At 65.4% G+C, this 16,567-nt stretch carries 14 protein-coding genes; 8 read left to right on the top strand and 6 right to left on the bottom strand.

Features of this window, described 5'->3' with window-relative positions:
* Positions 1–143: 143 nt before the first annotated feature.
* The 3 genes from ASE02_RS17435 to ASE02_RS17425 all read left to right on the top strand — a co-directional run bounded on the left by ASE02_RS17435 (position 144) and on the right by ASE02_RS17425 (position 3,476).
* Positions 144–722: a helix-turn-helix domain-containing protein gene (locus tag ASE02_RS17435; protein WP_056735813.1), complete on the top strand. Its 579-nt coding sequence runs from the start codon at positions 144–146 to the stop codon at positions 720–722.
* A gap of 433 nt (positions 723–1,155) precedes the next feature.
* Complete coding sequence (locus tag ASE02_RS17430; protein ID WP_056735812.1) at positions 1,156–2,979, top strand: AMP-binding protein; 1,824 nt, start codon at positions 1,156–1,158, stop codon at positions 2,977–2,979.
* A gap of 92 nt (positions 2,980–3,071) precedes the next feature.
* Entirely contained in the window at positions 3,072–3,476 is a 405-nt protein-coding gene (locus tag ASE02_RS17425) for a DUF4440 domain-containing protein (RefSeq protein WP_056735811.1), read from the top strand.
* A 319-nt stretch (positions 3,477–3,795) separates the two neighbouring features.
* Here the strand turns inward: ASE02_RS17425 and ASE02_RS17420 are convergent, their stop codons facing one another.
* The 4 genes from ASE02_RS17420 to ASE02_RS17405 form a co-directional block, all read right to left on the bottom strand.
* On the bottom strand, positions 3,796–4,092 hold the full coding sequence (locus ASE02_RS17420) for a YciI family protein (RefSeq protein WP_056735810.1): 297 nt from the start codon (positions 4,090–4,092) through the stop codon (positions 3,796–3,798).
* Positions 4,093–4,384: 292 nt separating this feature from the next.
* Positions 4,385–5,002 (bottom strand): 2-hydroxychromene-2-carboxylate isomerase, encoded by a 618-nt coding sequence (locus ASE02_RS17415; protein WP_056735809.1) that lies wholly within the window; start codon positions 5,000–5,002, stop codon positions 4,385–4,387.
* Between the two features lie 196 nt (positions 5,003–5,198).
* Positions 5,199–6,536, bottom strand: coding sequence for a hypothetical protein (locus ASE02_RS17410; RefSeq protein ID WP_156406105.1), 1,338 nt, complete (start codon positions 6,534–6,536; stop codon positions 5,199–5,201).
* A complete protein-coding gene (locus tag ASE02_RS17405) occupies positions 6,445–7,041 on the bottom strand; it encodes a TetR/AcrR family transcriptional regulator (RefSeq protein WP_056735807.1) in 597 nt (198 codons plus the stop codon). The genes ASE02_RS17410 and ASE02_RS17405 overlap by 92 nt, the downstream gene beginning before the upstream one ends.
* A gap of 220 nt (positions 7,042–7,261) precedes the next feature.
* Between ASE02_RS17405 and ASE02_RS17400 the strand changes: the two genes are divergently transcribed.
* The 5 genes from ASE02_RS17400 (at position 7,262) to ASE02_RS17380 (ending at position 12,674) form a co-directional block, all read left to right on the top strand.
* Positions 7,262–8,458, top strand: coding sequence for an acyl-CoA dehydrogenase family protein (locus tag ASE02_RS17400; RefSeq protein ID WP_056735806.1), 1,197 nt, complete (start codon positions 7,262–7,264; stop codon positions 8,456–8,458).
* A 14-nt stretch (positions 8,459–8,472) separates the two neighbouring features.
* Positions 8,473–9,606 carry an acyl-CoA dehydrogenase family protein gene (locus ASE02_RS17395; protein WP_056735805.1) on the top strand — a complete coding sequence of 378 codons (1,134 nt, stop codon included), beginning with the start codon at positions 8,473–8,475 and terminating at the stop codon, positions 9,604–9,606.
* A complete protein-coding gene (locus tag ASE02_RS17390; protein WP_369818583.1) occupies positions 9,603–10,286 on the top strand; it encodes a TetR/AcrR family transcriptional regulator in 684 nt (227 codons plus the stop codon). The genes ASE02_RS17395 and ASE02_RS17390 overlap by 4 nt, the downstream gene beginning before the upstream one ends.
* A gap of 295 nt (positions 10,287–10,581) precedes the next feature.
* Positions 10,582–11,340 (top strand): SDR family NAD(P)-dependent oxidoreductase, encoded by a 759-nt coding sequence (locus tag ASE02_RS17385; protein ID WP_056735803.1) that lies wholly within the window; start codon positions 10,582–10,584, stop codon positions 11,338–11,340.
* 101 nt (positions 11,341–11,441) lie between these two features.
* Positions 11,442–12,674 carry an NAD(P)/FAD-dependent oxidoreductase gene (locus tag ASE02_RS17380; RefSeq protein WP_056735802.1) on the top strand — a complete coding sequence of 411 codons (1,233 nt, stop codon included), beginning with the start codon at positions 11,442–11,444 and terminating at the stop codon, positions 12,672–12,674.
* 61 nt (positions 12,675–12,735) lie between these two features.
* Here ASE02_RS17380 and ASE02_RS17375 read toward each other — a convergent pair whose 3' ends face one another.
* Positions 12,736–13,368: a TetR/AcrR family transcriptional regulator gene (locus tag ASE02_RS17375; protein WP_056735801.1), complete on the bottom strand. Its 633-nt coding sequence runs from the start codon at positions 13,366–13,368 to the stop codon at positions 12,736–12,738.
* Between the two features lie 512 nt (positions 13,369–13,880).
* Positions 13,881–16,274, bottom strand: a complete 2,394-nt coding sequence (locus tag ASE02_RS17370) for a TonB-dependent receptor (protein ID WP_082602184.1) — start codon at positions 16,272–16,274, stop codon at positions 13,881–13,883.
* Positions 16,275–16,567 lie beyond the last annotated feature (293 nt).

The raw sequence follows: 16,567 nt of genomic DNA, 5'->3' as shown, positions 1-16,567 counted from the left end.
TGGCTCCTGCACTGATGGGGATCGGCGTTCCACCCCCGCCACCGAGGGTGGAAGATCGCCGCAAGCATGCTATATGGGTTCATATTCGGCATTTGCCCCCGGCGTATTGGCCGGGTTCTGTCATATTGAAATGGAGATTGGCCGTGCAGTGGAGCGAGCTTGAGGATCAAGCATGTTCTGTGGCCCGCACGTTGTCGGTGATCGGCGACCGCTGGACGCTGATGATCTTGCGTGACTGCTTCCTGAGGGTCCGGCGGTTTGACGATTTTCAGGAGCGGCTTGGCATCGGCCGCCCCATCCTGGCCGACCGCCTGAATAAGCTTGTGGACGCCTTCGTGCTGACGAAGGTGGCCTATCAGACCAACCCGACGCGCTATGAGTATCGCCTCACGCCCAAGGGGATGGATCTCTATCCCGTGATCATGTCGATCGTCCATTGGGGCGACATCCATATGGCCGGCAAGAAGGGCCGACCGCTTCTCCACCACCACGCCAAATGCAATCATCAGTTTGATCCGGTGATGGTCTGCTCGGAGTGCCAGGAGCCGCTGGATCCGCGTGAGGTCCGCACCGCGCCGGGTCCTGGCGCTCGTCACCCCCAGCACATGCCGATTGAACTCGCGGCAAGCCTCCGTCGCGGGGCGGCGAAGGAGAAGGCGTCGAAAGTTGGGGAAGCCCGGCCCAAGGCGAAGATCAGGAGCAAGGCGGCGTCCGTCGCTTGATCCCAACCGGGCCCTTCTACGGATCGCGGCCCGGTTCGCTGCGATCCCGCGCCAGACCGGCGCTCGTCGGTGCATTGTCTTCTGTGGAACGCTCGATCCGTAGTGTCGGCTCAGGCCGGACGGCCGTCTACGGCGGCGCTGGGCGCGGTCTTGGCGATGGCGGCCCGAGCTCCGGTTTACAGTAACAAACTAGAACGCGAAGCGCCGCTGGGCGCGTCCGACGCCGAGCTATGAGCCGCGCGCGGCTCATATCCCCGGGGCGAGCGCGGCGTCACATCGTTGTCTTGACGGATGCCAAAAAAGAACGCACTAGAGAGCGTCGGCAGCGGGTCACCAGAGAACCCGAAGCGGATTGCGAGACCTGTCGACGCGCCTTCTCGGACAGCGCGCCCAGCTTCGCCGCCGCAGGCCATAGGGCGAAGGTGAGGAAGCCATGAGTGAGACCTTGAACACGACCCTGGATGTGGACAGCGGGTTCGCGCCCAGAGCCGTGGACATCAGCTACCGCGAGGACGGCTGCCTTATCCTGCGCTCGCCGATCGCGCTGACGGAGTGCCGGAGGCACCTGTGCGATTACCTATCCGAATGGGCGGACAAGGCGCCCGACCGGACCTACCTGGCCGAACGCGATGCGTCCGGCGAGTGGCGGCGCCTCACCTACGCCGACGCCTGGCGGCGCGTGCGCGCCATCGCCCAGTCGTTGCTGGCGCGGCGCCTGACGCAGGACCAGCCGATTGCGGTCCTTACGGGCAATTCCATCGAGCATGCGCTGATCACCTTCGCCGCCATGACGGCCGGTGTGCCCGTGGCGCCCATCTCCCCGGCCTATAGTCTGCATCCCGAGGGTCTGGGACGTCTTGCCGAAATCGCGGACATCCTCAAGCCGGCGATGGTGTTCGTGCAGTCAACGCGAGGCCTGGATCGGGTCCGGACAATTCCCGGCCTGGCGAACGCGGAATGGGTGAGCGTGGAGCTGGACGCCACGGCCAGCAGCTTCGCATCTCTTGAGATGAATGCCGCCACGGCCGAGGTGGACGCTCGTCTGTGCGACATCGGCCCAGACAATGTGGCCAAGATCCTGTTCACCTCGGGGTCCACCGGGACGCCGAAGGGCGTGCCTCAGACGCAGCGCATGCTCTGCAACGCCATCCACAGCGCGAGCCTGCTCCTTCGGGAGCAGGATACACCCGTGGTGGTCGATTGGATGCCGTGGCACCACACCATGGGCGGAAACAATACGCTCCATGGAATCCTGCGCAGCGGCGGCACGCTTTACATCGACGATGGGCGCCCAACGCCAGAGCTCATCGGCCGGACCATCCGCAACCTGAGGGAGATATCCGTCACCTTCGTCCAGAACGTTCCGGCCGGCATCCAGATGCTCGTCGAGGCGATGGACCAGGACGAGGAGCTGCGGACGAGCTTCTTCAGGCGCATCGGCAGGGTGCTCTACGCGGGCGCCGCGCTTCCGCGCGATACCTGGGAGCGCCTTCAGGCGCAGTCACACGCGACGCGGGGCGGCCCCATTGCGGTCACCTCGGGCTACGGCACGACGGAGACCGCGCCCGGCATCTGCAGCACCTACTGGGCCTGTGAGGGGCGGGGCGAGATTGGCCTGCCGCATCCGGGCGTGGAGGTGAAGCTGGTTCCCGCGGGAGATCGTTACGAGATCCGCGCGCGCGGCCCAAATGTCATGCCGGGATATCTCGGCCGGCCGGATCTCAATGAAGCAGCCTTTGACGAAGAGGGCTTCTACAAGGTGGGTGATGCGGTCACCTTCGTCGACCCGCTCGATCCGCGGGCGGGCCTGCGGTTCGCCGGTCGCCTGAGCGAGAATTTCAAGCTGACGAACGGATCTTGGGTCATCACCGGCGAACTTCGATCAACGGTGATCGCAGGGGCGCCGTCCATCGCCGAGGCGGTCGTCGCCGGCCAGGATCGGGATGATGTTCGACTGCTGGTCTGGGCGGCGCCGACGCTCCGGGCGGACTTGGCGCTCGAAGGCCTGGACGGGGAGAATGCCGAAGCGGCGCTCCGCACGCGCATCGCCGACGATCTGCGCGCCTACAACGCCGCCAACGCCGGGGCGACCCGCCGCGTCAGAGCCTTCGCCGTCCTCACGAAACCGCCTTCCCTGGGCGCCGGAGAAGTCACCGACAAGGGCAATGTGAACCCGCGCGCCGTGCTGGCCAGTCAGCCCGAGCTGGTCGAGGACCTCTACGCCCAAAAACCATCCGACCGCGTCGTCGTCCTTTAGTTTCGAGAAGCTGACGCCTGGCGACGCCTAGATGATGAGGGCATGGGGTCCAAGCGTCCGGCGCTCATACGATCCAGCTCGGAGAGGACGACATGACCGCAAGGACACTTGAACAGGCCATCGCGCTGAACCACGATGCGCTCGACGCGATGTTGAAGGGGGACTGCAGCGGCTACGTGGCGCTGCTCTCCGATCGCGACGATGTGACCTGGGGCAATCCGTTCGGCCCGTTCGCACGAGGCCGCGAGAAGGTGGAGGCGACCTTGGCCAGTGCGGCCGCCCGTATGGGCGGCGGCGCGGCGGCGGACGCCGATCACATCGCGACATACCTGGCCGACAATCTTGCCGTCGTGGTCGAAGTCGAACACGGCGAAAGACCTGGGAACGCGGACGCAGCGTCGCCGGTGGCCCTGCGGGTCACCAGCGTCTATCGGTTGGAGGGCGAGGCCTGGACTCTTGTGCATCGGCACGCGGATCCGATCACGACGCCCCGCTAGGCTCGTTCGTCATCTCCGGACGGCGGACTCTGTCGAGGGTCTAGAATGGGGCGACGATCGTCGTCCCTTTGCGGACTAGGAGATCGACGCCCCTCACGCGATAAGCCGTCTACGTCCTGGGCGCTGAACATCCCTGGCGTTGCGACCCAGGCGGCGCGCACGATCGCGACCGTGTGCGGACCGTCTGTCTTCGGGCGAACGATCCGGGCGCACCAGACAACTTGCGCGTGCTGTCGCGGTCATCGACTATCGCCTGGAGGCGCTTGCGATCAGGCCGCTGGCGTAGCACGCCAGCGGCCTTGCCTGCCGGCCGTCGGCCTCACCCGCGTGAATGCAGCTGCAGCATCGGATAGTGCTCGTAGTGGCCTGCGCCGTTCTTCACAATCGGGTCCTGCGACGTGTAGGCCGCGATGTCGCCGTCATCGGCGATCTGATAGAGCGACACCCCGTAGCCGCCCGCCGGATCCATCACGGGCCCGTGGGCGACGATCACCCCCTTCTCGAGCAGGTCGTCCATGTAGGCGCCGTGCTGCTGCATCCAAGTGCGTTCGTCGCTGCTCATCGTCGGCAAGAAATCAGCGCGGGGTGGAATGTATTTGCAAAGATAGTATTTCATCGCGGATCTTTCCCCATTGTGAAGTGAAGCTCGTCGCTTAGTTCCAGAGCCGCCATGGGCGGCGCGGGAGCGTTCGACGGCTAAGCCGGCGCGGACAAAGCGTCTGCCGGGCGTTGGTCCAGAAGGTCGGGCGGGCCTCGATTTCATCTGCGCGCCGACGCAAAGACTTCGCTTGCGCTAGTAGCTCTAGCCTATCGGGCTGGAGGGAGATCTGCCTCGCTATTTGCTCTACGAGCTCGGCGTCTCGTCGGTATCGGTCGGGGCTGTCCAACATGGCTACGCCTTACAGGTCTTAGGCTGGCTGCGTCGCTGCGGCGGCGGTGATCTCTTCCTCGACGTCCCGGAGCCGGTCCTTGCCGAAGAACAGCTCCTTGCCCACGAGGAACGAAGGGCTCCCAAACACTCCCGCGTCCACCGCGCCTTCAGTGTTGGCTAGGAGCCTCGACTTCACGGGGTCAGTTTGCGCCAGGCGCAGGATATCGTCTTTCGGCAGGCCGGCCTCCACGAGCGAGGCCGCATAGACCTCCGGATCGTCCATCCTTCGCCCGCGAAGCCACATGTCGTCATAGACCTGCTTTACGAAGGCCTCGAACACGCCGGCCTCCTGAGCCGCCACCGCGCCCCGCATCAGCTGGAGCGTGTTCACCGGGAAATGCGGATTGAACCGGAAGTCGGAGAGCTTGTGTCTCCGCAGGAACCTGTCGGTCTCGAGCCGTTCGTATTCGGGCTTGTTCTTGATATGGGCGAAGGCGGTCGCGGGCGACTGGTTGCCGGTGAGCTTGAAGACGCCTCCCAGCAGGATCGGCACGTACTCGAAAGGGACGCCGGTCGCGTCCTCGATCTGGGGGATCACGCGGTGGCACATGTAGGCGTTCGGGCTACCGAAATCGAAGAAGAATTTGACCTTCATCTCATTCCCATTGTCGAAATGTGCAGCTGCGGAAGGCGGCAGATCATATAGTAGGAAAATAGCACTGACAGAGGTTCGTCAGATGTTCAAGGGCGTTTTGGATGTGCGCTGGCTTTCCGTATCACTGTCGTGATCGGCGGAGGTCGGCCCAGGACGCGGTTGTAGGATTGGAACGTTCGGGGCCGTCGCTCGCCCGTCAGTGGACCTTGAGCGGGTTGCGAGACGCGCCGCTGAAAGCCTGGGCCAGGTGCGCGGCGATCTCTGACGGGGGCAGGCCTGACGCGGAGAGGTGAACAGGTTCCCCGGGATAGAGGTCGAGGAGGGGCGTTCGCAGGAGGCGCGGCAAGCTCAGGAATCCAAGATAGCCGTCCGCATCGATCGGCGTCGTCAGGTCCAGGCGGATGGCCGCGCGGCCGAGCAGGCCTCGGCCTTGCTCAAGCGCTTGCCCCAGCGTGCCCACGGCCTTGAGGAAGGCTCGATCCGCCGCTTCCGGGTCCGCCAAGCAGGTGAGGGCGTTTTCCAGCATGTTCGCCTGCAGCGGCCCGTACGGCCCGCCTTGGCGTCGGAAGACTTGCGCCTGTCCGGCGAGCGCTTGGCGCAATGCGGGCGCAACCCGTGGGGCGTCCAAAGCGATGGCCAAAAGGGCGAACGTAGCGTCGAACGCGCGCATCGGCTGGTCCGCGAGGGCCAGGGCGCGGAGGTACTTTTCGACCACTGCGTCACCGAACGCGGTCACGCTGCGCGCCGCCACGGCGCCGAACCAGAGGGATCGCTCCTGCACGAGGCACAGGCTCGGGGTCCATTCGATCCATTCGAAGCTATTCGACATGTCGACGAGCCAGCCGCGAGACGCCTTGGAGGTCGCCACAAGATTGAGATGGCTGCTTGCCAGCGCCAGCCGCCAGTAGGCCTGTAACCTTCGACGCCACCTCGGCCCCGAGGATTCGGTTGAGGCGTAGATGTCTCTGCGCATTGTTTGGAGGCTAGTGATGCTGCCCGCCACGAAGCGGTATGCGGTTTGTTCCAGCAGCGGCGCCCGGCGCAGGAGTTCGCTCATCGACCGGCGGGAGGGATCCTTCGCGCTGTCGAACACGAAGGCCAGCAGCGCTTCGGCCCGCACCTTCGCGCCGGTCTGGCGGATGCTGGCGTGAAGCCGAGACAGGAGCGCGGGGTCTCGCCGGACTTCCGTGAACAGGTCGAACCGAGCCCCGAACGGCGGCGCTTGGCGGACCAGAATTGCCCCGCGGGCGTCCAGAAGGGCCCAGATCTCAGATGCCCCGACCCGGACGTGGACGGGCTCGAGATCGCGCGCGCCCAATTGGGACCTTAGCCAGGTCTGCAGCGCCGGGTCGCTTTCGAGCGCGATCACCGCAGCTAGGTCGCCGGCCAGTTGCGCGACGATGGCGGTGAGCTCTTCTTGCGCCTGCGCCTCCCTCAAGGCCCTAACCCGAAGGCCCTTCGTCGTCGGCGGCGGCGGCTTGGTCCAGGTCCAGCCCGCGCCGAGTGGCCAGTCGGGAATGTTCCAGGCTTGCACCGGACAGTCCCGGATCGGGCTCGGCCCGCGCCAGCGCGCCCACCAGTTCAGCCAGGACCGAATGGGCCTCCTCATCAGGAGCGCTGCGCCTAGCATGAGCGAGCTGTGGGCGGATCGCCGTCGTGAGCCGGGCGACGCCCTGGGCGAAGTTTGAGCGCGCTGCGTCGGCGAACCGCTCGGCCTCGCCGGCGAGCAACGGGACCGGGCAAGTTGCGGTCCGGCGGTCTCTGCTGAGGTCGAAGTCCACGTAGACGGCCAAGTTCCGCCGCCCATCCGAGGTCGCCGGGAGCATGGCCGCGTCCCTCGGCGAGAACATCTCGCGAGCACCGGCGGCGACCAAATCGTCTCGAGACCGGAAATGCGCATAGAAGCCGCCATGCGTGACGCCAGCCGCGGCGCTCACGCCGCCGAGGGCGGCGGCCACGCCACGGGCGCTAATGGACTCCGCCGTCTCGCGCAGGAGCCGCGTCCGCGTGGTCTCCTTCTGTCCAGGGCTGCATCGCATGGTTCCATCCGGCCCGATCGATAGCGCATAATCATAAAAAGGAACTGACTTGCAATCTTTCAAGGTGGTCGGCGCTGCGGGATGCGTCGAATGTGTCGAAAAAATACGGCTCACGGGTCTGTTGAAGGTTCGGCAAATCCATGTAAGTAAGGTAAGAAAATAGCACTTATAACGCAGCGGTCCCGAATTTTGCCGGGTCTGCGCCGATCGGGATGAGGAAATGGATCTCACCTTTAGCGCCGAAGACGAGGCCCTCCGTCAGGAGGTGCGAAAATTCCTCGCGGAAACGCTGCCTCCGGACCTCGCCCAAAGGGTGAGGCTGGGCAAGCATCTCAGCAAAGGCGAGACCGAGGCCTGGCAAGCCGCCCTCAGCGCCCGCGGCTGGCTCGCGCCCCACTGGCCGAAGGAACATGGCGGCCAAGGCTGGTCAGTCACCCAGCGGTACATCTGGGACTACGAGAAGTCGCTGGCCCACGCGCCGCCGACCGTTGCGTTCGGGCTGAATATGCTGGCGCCGGTGCTCATCAAGTTCGGGACGGAGGCGCAGAAGGCCTATTGGCTGCCGCGAATGCTGAACGGCGACGACTGGTGGTGCCAGGGGTACTCCGAGCCCGGCGCCGGATCTGACCTTGCGGCCGTCAAGACCACGGCTGTTCGCGACGGCGACGAGTACGTGATCAATGGACAGAAGACGTGGACCAGCCTCGGCCAACACGCGAACATGATCTTCTGCCTGGTGCGCACGGCCAACACCGGCAAGCGGCAGGAGGGAATTTCCTTCGTTCTGGTCGACATGGATCAACCGGGTGTCGAGGTTCGGCCGATCATCACCCTGGACGGCGACCACGAGGTCAATGAGGTCTTCTTCACCGACGCCCGCGCCCCTGTGGCCAATCTGATCGGCGAGGAGAACCAGGGCTGGACCTACGCCAAGTATCTGCTGACCTATGAGCGCACCAGCATGGCCATGGTGGGCGCCTCGGTGGCCGCGCTCGGTCTGCTCAAGGACGTCGCGAGAACCGAGACCAAGGGGGGGCGACCCTTGGCCGAAGATCCCTTCTTCGCCGCGCGCATCGCGCGGGCCGAGATCGAGCTGGAGAACCTCAAGACCACCACCTTGCGCGTGGTCGCCGCCGCCGCGGCAGGTGGCGCGCCCGGCGCTGAAAGTTCGATGCTCAAGGTGAAGGGCACGGAGGTTCACCAAGAAATCCGGAGCCTCACGCGACGCGCGCTCGGACCCTATGCGCTTCCGTACCAGCCCGAGAGTCTTGCGCCCGGCTCCAACGCCGAGCCCGTGGGACCTGATTACGCCCCTGGGGTGACGCCGGCCTACCTCAACAGCCGCAAGCTCACGATCTACGGCGGTTCGAACGAGGTGCAGCGCAACATCATCACCAAGGCCATCCTCAAGCTCTGAGCGGAACACCAGCCATGGACTTCAACCCTACAGACGACCAGCGAATGCTGGCCGACACGCTCCGTCGTTTCGTCGCCGAGCGCTATCCGCTCGAGGCGCGCACGAGACTTTCCGGCGCCGCGCCCGGCTACAGCACCCAGGCCTGGCGGCAGTTGGCCGAGCTCGGCGCGCTGGGCGCGCTGTTCGATCCGGAACTCGGCGGCTATGGCGGCGGACCCGACGACATCGCCGCAGTCTTCGAGGCGCTGGGAAGCGGCGCGGTCGCGGGGCCGTTTTTGGCGAGCCTGTTGTCGGGGAGCTGCCTGGCGAGCGTCGGGGGTGAGCAGGCGGAGGCGCTGCTGCAGGCGATCATCGCCGGTGACGCCGTCATCGCCTTCGCGCACCAGGAACCCGGAAGCCGCTATGAGCTTGGCCGGGTCGAGACGACGGCCGCGGCGGGCGCCGGAGGCTGGCGTCTCTCCGGCGCGAAGGCGGTGGTGTCCTATGGCGACGCCGCCGACCAGTTCATCGTTTCCGCTCGCACGTCCGGCGCGCCCGACGACGAACAGGGCGTGTCCCTCTTTCTCGTGCCGGCCGGGGCGCCCGGGCTCTCGATCCGGGGCTATGTGGGCGTCGACGGCGCGCGCAGCGCCGAGGTCTTGCTGGACCAGGTGGAGGTCGGCGCAGATCGGCTGCTGGGTGTGGCGGGCGGGGCCTTCGAGGTGATCGAGAAGGCCACGGGGGCGGGCGTTGTCGCCCTGTGCGCCGACGGCGTCGGCGCCCTGGATGTCGTCAAGGACATGACCGCCGAATACCTGCGCACCCGCAAGCAGTTCGGGCAGCCGATCGGCAGCTTCCAAGCGCTGCAGCACCGGATGGCCACCGTGTTGATCGAGATCGAGCAGGCGCGATCGGCCCTGACCAACGCCGTGGCCGCCTTCGGCGGGCCGCGCGTCTCCCGCGAGCGGGCCCTCTCGGCGGCGAAATACACCCTTGGGCGCGTGGCCGCTCTCGTGGCTGAGGAAGCCGTCCAGCTGCACGGCGGCATCGGGATGACCTGGGAGCTGCCTCTTTCGCACTACGTGAAACGGCTGATCATGCTGGATCACCTGCTGGGCGACGTGGACCACCATCTGGAGCGCTATATCGCGCTCGGTCGAGCCGCTTGAACCCTGCCTTGCGACGCCCAGGCCCTCCTCGTGGACGCCCCCGATCAAGCGAACCGCCCGTCGGAAGGGCGGGGGTCCTCCGCGCCGCTCTGCAGGTGTTCGAGCAGGTCGGCTTCGAAGCTGCGACGGTGCGAAGCATCGGTGCGGAAGCGGGGGTGTCGGCGGCCGCCCTCTACATATACTTTGACGGAAAGGAAGGCCTCGTCCTGGCCGCCTGTGAGCTGAAGGTGACCGCCCTGAAGGCGAGGTTGGGCGCGCTTGAGCATGAGGCGTCGGGCCCGATGGGCCACGCATTCGCGATCCTCGAGACCACCACGGCGTGGGCGCTCCAGAACCTTGACGTCTATGAGCTCCTTCTTGCCGGAACGGGCGCGCAGGGCTCGGGGAAGATCTGGACGCTGGGCCGCGAACTCGACGCGGCCTGCCTCCGCGAACTTGAAATTGCGCTCGTCGGTTTCATCGGGCGGTCTCCCGATGATTGCGCGCGCATCGAAACCGGCGCGAGGGCGCTTTGGGCCGTAGCCAATGGCGTGATCTGTCTGTGCCGTCGCCTAGACTGTCCGGGAGCGATCGGACCTTTGCTGTCAGCTGCGGTGGCGCCGGTTCTGAGGGAAATAGTGACCGCCGAGGTCGATACCGTCGGCGCCGCGACGCCCCATCGCGCCTCCTCCGTGCATTGACCGGGCCGCGCTCCGCAGCGCGCCTCCGCGCCAGCGTACAGTTCAAGCCGCAATGGGCGTGCAGGCCCCGGCAGCGTCCCAGTGAAGGCCGTCGCTAGCGACCGGCGGATCAGCCTGGCCCCTTCGCGCCTCGCCGCGGCCGGTCTTTCGACGCAATTCGGCATACCCGGGAAGCGGCAAGAACGCTTGACGAGTTTTAAAAAAGAACTCACATAGATGTCTCGTCGTCGCTCCCAGGGGGCGTCGCGCCAGCTGGGCGATCGTCCGCCCAGCGCGCCAGCAACAGGATCGAAAAATGTCCGGCTCATCCAGTTCAGAGAGGCCTTCCCGCAACGCCACGGCGGTGGTTGTCGGGGCGGGAGACTTCATCGGCGGAGAGATCGCCAAGAGATTCGCGGCGGAGGGCTACACGGTCTTTGTCGGTCGCCGCCAGGCGGAGAAACTCGATCCGCTGAAGGCCGAGATCGAGGCCGCCGGCGGCCGCGTCGTGGCCAGGGGGCTCGATGCGCGTGACGAGGACCAGATGATCGCCTTCTACGAGGAGGCCGAACGCACGGCGCCCATCGAGGCGTCGATCTTCAATATCGGGGCGAACGTCAACTTTCCGCTCGTGGAGACCACCTCGCGCGTCTTCCGGAAGGTGTGGGAGATGGCTTGCTTCGCCGGCTTCCTGAGCGGCCGGGAAGCGGCCAAGCACATGCTCCCGCGGGGCGCGGGTTCGATCTTCTTCACCGGGGCGACAGCCGGCTTGCGGGGCGGCGTCGGGTACGCGGCTTTCGCGAGCGCCAAGTTCGGGCTCCGGGCCGTGGCTCAGTCGGCCGCGCGAGAGCTTGGCCCGCAGGGTATCCACGTCGCCCACCTGGTGATCGATTCAGGGGTGGACACCGCCTGGGTCCGCGAGCGCATGCGTCAGGCCGCCGGCGACGGTCCCGTGCCCGATCGTGTCCTGATGCGTCCGGCGGCGGTGGCCGAGGCCTATTGGGCGCTTCACCAGCAGCCGACGGACGCCTGGACCTTCGAGCACGAGATCCGGCCCGCTGGCGAGCGTTGGTGAGCGGGCGCCGCCAGCCTCCGCTCGCACCGCGGGTGGCGCCGGCCGCTCAATAGCGGCGCGCCGAGCGAAATGAAGACTGGCCCAGGATCAGGAGGCGCCCAGTGAACAACGCCCTGCAGCGTGTCTCGATCATCGGGGCGGGCCACGCCGGTGGCGCAGTGGCGGCCTTGCTTCGGCAATACGGCCACAAGGGGTCGATCACCCTGATTGGCGACGAGGCGATCCCGCCCTACCAGCGCCCGCCGCTCAGCAAGGCCTGGCTGAAGGGCGAGGCCGACGCCGACTCCCTGGCGCTGAAGCCGCTCGCCTTCTACGCCGACAATGGGATCGATTTCCGTCCAGGCGTTGAAGCCGTGAGCCTCGATCGCAACGACAAGGCCGTGAGGCTGTCCGACGGGGAAACCGTCGCGTACGATCTGTTGATCCTGGCGACAGGCGCCCGCGCGCTGACCCTGCCAGTCGAGGGCGGGGACCTTTCGGGTGTCCTGTCCCTGCGCACGGCGGCCGACGCCGAAGCGCTCAAGGCCCAGATAGGGCCGGGGAAGAAAGTGGCCGTCATCGGCGGCGGCTATATCGGGCTGGAGGTCGCCGCATCCGGCCGGGCGCTGGGCGCCGAGGTGGTGGTGGTGGAACGCGAGGCGCGCATCCTCGCCCGGGTCGCCTGTGAGACCCTGTCGGACTTTTTCACCGAGCATCATCAGAAGCACCAGGTCGCTTTCGAACTCGGGTGCTCAGTCGTGGCTCTTGAGGGCCGCGGCGGCCAGGTGACCGGCGTGAAGCTCGCCGATGGGCGATTGATCGCCTGCGACGTCGTCGTTATCGGCGTGGGAGCCACACCTAATGACAAGCTTGCCAACGCTGCGGGGCTGGAGTGCGCCGATGGGGTGGTGGTCGATCTCGACGCCCGCTCAGTTACGGACCGCAGCATCTTCGCGATCGGCGATGTCGCCCGTCGTCCCATGCCGATCTATGAGCGCATGTTCCGCATGGAGAGCGTGCCGAACGCCCTGGAGCAGGCCAGGCAGGCCGCCTGCGCCATTACCGGCCGCCCGCGTCCGAACGGCGAATGCCCGTGGCAGTGGAGCGACCAGTTCGACTTGAAACTCCAGATCGCCGGCTACGCCTTCGACGCTGACGAGATCATCGTGCGCGGCGACCCATCCGCGGCGAGCTTCGCCGTATTCCACCTGAAGGGCGACCAGATCCAGTCGGTTGAAGCGATCAATGCGCCCCCGGAGTTCATGATGGGAAAACAGCTCATCCTCTCACGGCGGCGGGTGGATAAGGCGAGGCTTGCTGATTCAGCGTGTTCAATGAAGGAGGTCGGCGTCTAGGTGTGGCCCCCGAGGCCTATTGGGACCTTCACCAACAGCCCAAGTCGTGCGGAGCAGCTCATCAAGGCGCGTAGGCTACGCCTGCCGTGAGCATGCGGAGGTGAGCGGCGATGAGACGTTCCCGATCGCCGGCGCCGAAGGCCGGCCGAGCTATCATCAGCGATACGAGCCCGTGAACGCCGGCGAACAAGCTTTGCGCAACATAGGTGGGGCCAGCCTGCACGAGTAGACCTTGACCGTGCAGGGTCTCCACGAGGCCAAGCAATCGTAAATAGCAGTCGCCGAGGTCCGTCGAAGTTCCATCCTCCGCGGCTTCGCGGCCATGCGGAAGCTCCGGCATGAAGGCCAGTCGATAGAAGTCGGGATTCTGAAGTCCGACATCGACGAAGGCGCGAAGGCTCCGCTGAAGGTCCGCAAGGGAGGGGTGCGCGAGCTCCGACGTGAAGCGCATTTGGTCGCTCAAGGCTCGGAGCGCCCGCGCGTGCAGAGCCGCAACTATATCCTCCTTGCTCGAGAAGTAGGCGTAGAGCGTGGGTTGCGAGATCCCCGACGCCTGCGCGATCATCCGCGTCGATACGGCGCCTGTCCCGAACTCGCCTAGCAGACGGAAGGTGGCGACGAGAATTTCCTCGCGGCGTTCGACGCCGCGTCCCTTCGGCTTACGGGCTGAGCGCAATACCCGAGACACGGTCATCCTGCGGCGCCGGAGACGTGCCTTGGAAGCCGCGCGAGGGGATCGTCGACGCGCGGCGCCGAGGCGGCGAGGCGGCGAGCCCAAAACGTGGTTGGGTGACCAATTGATCCCACGTTTCGCCCCTCCAATCTCTTATATTGATGCCAGTTTAGCACTTACTTGTAGCCGAATTTATTCGCCATTTTCAGCGCCAATCGGCGCCTTGGGCAAATTATAGTGGTGTTTTGGCACCTGATGTCGCCATCGAGGTCCTGGGGGCGACGCGCGTTGAGCGCACCTGCCTGGGCCAAGGCGGCCGGAGGCGGTTGCGGCGTCCGCTCAAGGATCCGGGCGAGGGCTTCAGCGTCGAGACCGTCGCACACCTGCGCGATCGAGGTGAGAGGGCCGACCAGGTCGGCGTCGATCTTCGTCCCGTTCAGCGGTTCCGGCTGGCGGCGGGGCTCTCAAGGCTCCCTTCCAGGAGCCTTGAATTCGCAACCCATCAATCACGCCCGTCCAATTGAGGATGGACCCTAGTCGAACCGGTAGGTGAGGGCGACGCCATAGGTGGCCGGCTTGCCGGCGAACCGCACCGTGGTGTCATTGGTGTGGGTGGCCGCCGACCAATAGTAGGTGTCGAAGATGTTGCGGCCCCAGGCGGAGACCCGCCACCTGCCGTCAGTCGTCTCAACGCCCGCCCGCAGGTCGACCAGGGTGTAGGCCTTGGTGCGAAGCAGGGGCAGTTCGCCAAGCTGGCTGTTTGAGGCGCTCTGGTAGGTGGCGCCGCCGCCGACGAAGCCATCCAATTTGTCGGTGAGGCTCCAGGTGTAGTTCACGTCCGAGACGAACTGCCACTTCGGCGTATTGGGGAAGGCTTCATCGTCGAAGCTCGTGAGTTGTCCATGTTCATCGAAATTCGAGTACCCGCCCAGGACGCGCGAGTTGATGTAAGAGACCCCCGTGTGGACCGTCAGGCCGCGCACCGGCGCCCAGATGGCCTGCAACTCGGCCCCGCGGACGTCGGATTTCGGGACGTTGACCAGGCGGAACAGCGGGCCAAGGACCGGGTCCACGTAGCGCCCGAGAATCTGCTTGTCCCGGTAGTCATAGTAGAACGTCGCGCCGTTGAGCTGGAGCGTTTGCTCCAGGAGCGTCGCCTTGAAACCCACCTCGTAGGCCACGACCGATTCCTGTGTCGCAGGCAGAAATTGCAGGGCCTGGGTGGCGCCGGTAATCGGGAAGCCCCCCGCCTTGTAGCCCTTGCTGACGTTTGCATAGATCAGCGTGCGTTCGATGGGTTTCCATTCGGCGCCGGCGCGCCAGGAGACATTGTCCTCCTTCAGCGTGTTGAAGATCCGCGGCGTCACCGGCGCGTAGTTCTCGTCCGCCGTGGCGCAGCCGCCGACCTGGACCGTGGGGTTGTTGGGCGGCAGCCCCTTGCCGGCGCGCAGGATGTTCCAGAAGGGCCCGAAGACGGATGCGAGAACGCCGTCGCCCGTGTCGCCGGAACAGCCGTTGAACTCATCCTTCATCTTGGTGTAGCGGGCGCCGGCGTTGAGCGTCACTGTCGAGGTCAGATCGTAGTCGACGCTGGCGAAGACGGCGCGTGTTACGGCGCGCTGGTCATCCTGTGAGCGCAAGGTTTCGAACCTGGGCAATCCGAAGAAGACGAATTGGGTTCCGAGCGAGGTCTCATGCATGTTGACGAAGTCGCTCTGCAGCACCTTGTCGTTCGCATAGCTGGCGCCGACCACGAAGTGGCCTCGACCGAACAGGTCGCCGGCCAGGCGCAGCTCTTCCGAGATCGCGTTGATATGGCCGATCGTCAACAGGTCGAGGCTCCTCAGCGACGTTCCGTCCACATCCATGGGCTGGCGGATGGTGAAACGGTTGTAGGAGGTGAGCGATGTGAGCGTCATCTCGTTCGGCAGCGTGTAGTCGAGCCGCAGATTGGTCTGGAAGAACTTGTTCTTGCGGGCGAGACTCCGGTTCGGAGTCCAGTCCGCCGCGCGCGGGGTCTCGGGCGACAGCGGGTAGGCGAGGAGTTGCGGAAGGAGCGCCGCCGCCACGGCGGGGTTCGTCGGCTCGATGGCGATGAGCTGCGTGGCCTGCGTGTCGGACCGGTCAATCCAGCCATTGACGTTCAGTTGCGCCCGGAAATTGTCCGTAGGCGTCCAGTCCAGGAGCACGCGGCCGTTGCTGAAGTCCTCACGGCCGTTGGCGTCGTTACGCGTGTAGCTCTTTTGCCAATCGTCGCTGTACTTGCGCTGAACGGCGACCCTGGCGAGCAGGGTGTCGGTGATGGGGCCGCTGACGAAGCCGCTGGCCTCAATGGTGTTGAACCTGCCGTAGCTGACGTCGGCGCCCGCCTTGAAGAAATCGGTGGGCTTGGCCGCGACGAAGTTGATCGCACCACCCGTGGCGTTCTGCCCAAACAAGGTGCCCTGCGGCCCCTTCAGCACCTCGACGCGCTCCACGTCGAGGCTGGTTCCCCGCGTCTCGATGGCGAACGGGATCGGGGCTTCATCGGTATAGATGCTGACCGTCGGTCGTCCGCCGACGCTGATATCGACGAAGCCGATGCCTCTGAGCGTGTAGATCGGCGAAGAGGTGTTTGACTGGGCGAAGGTGAAGCCGGGTACGAGCTTCACCAGGTCGCGCGGTTCGCTGATGCCTTGGCGGGCGAGTTGCTCGCCGGATGCGGCGGTGATCGACATCGGGACGCTGTTGATACTCTCCTCACGTTTCTGCGCCGTGACGATGAGCTCCTCGACCACATTGCTGGGCCTGGCCGTGGCGTCCGCCGCATTGGCGCAAGGCGCGATCAAGGCGGCCATGGACACGCCGGCTAGGGCGGCCCAGCGCAGGCGGCGCCAGCTCAAATCGGCAGGCGCGGCTGCGCATGCGTAGCACTTCGAATCCGACATGGTTTCCCTCCCATTTTTTGTTGCCCTGAGGGAGAGGGAAAAATCAGCGTGAGTCTAGTTAAAAAAAAGAACTTAGTATTACGTGTCCTTCGAGGCATGAGCTCCTCTACTTTCAAAGTATGCCTTATATCATTGGCAAAATTGACGAATATGCCCTTCCGAAGAAGGTGGATAGTCAATAGGATTTTGGAATTTTGGTAGATATCTAGGGGTGCTGCTGGTAACGAATCCAAGGCGCAAGCGCGTCGCGTTCGATGGCGCGACGGTGGCGCACAAGGAAAGGGGACTTCACC

It is taken from the genome of Phenylobacterium sp. Root700 (assembly GCF_001429025.1).
Taxonomy (GTDB): domain Bacteria; phylum Pseudomonadota; class Alphaproteobacteria; order Caulobacterales; family Caulobacteraceae; genus Phenylobacterium.
Note: the sequence above shows the minus strand (reverse complement) of the source record. Positions and strands in the feature narration are given on the sequence as shown.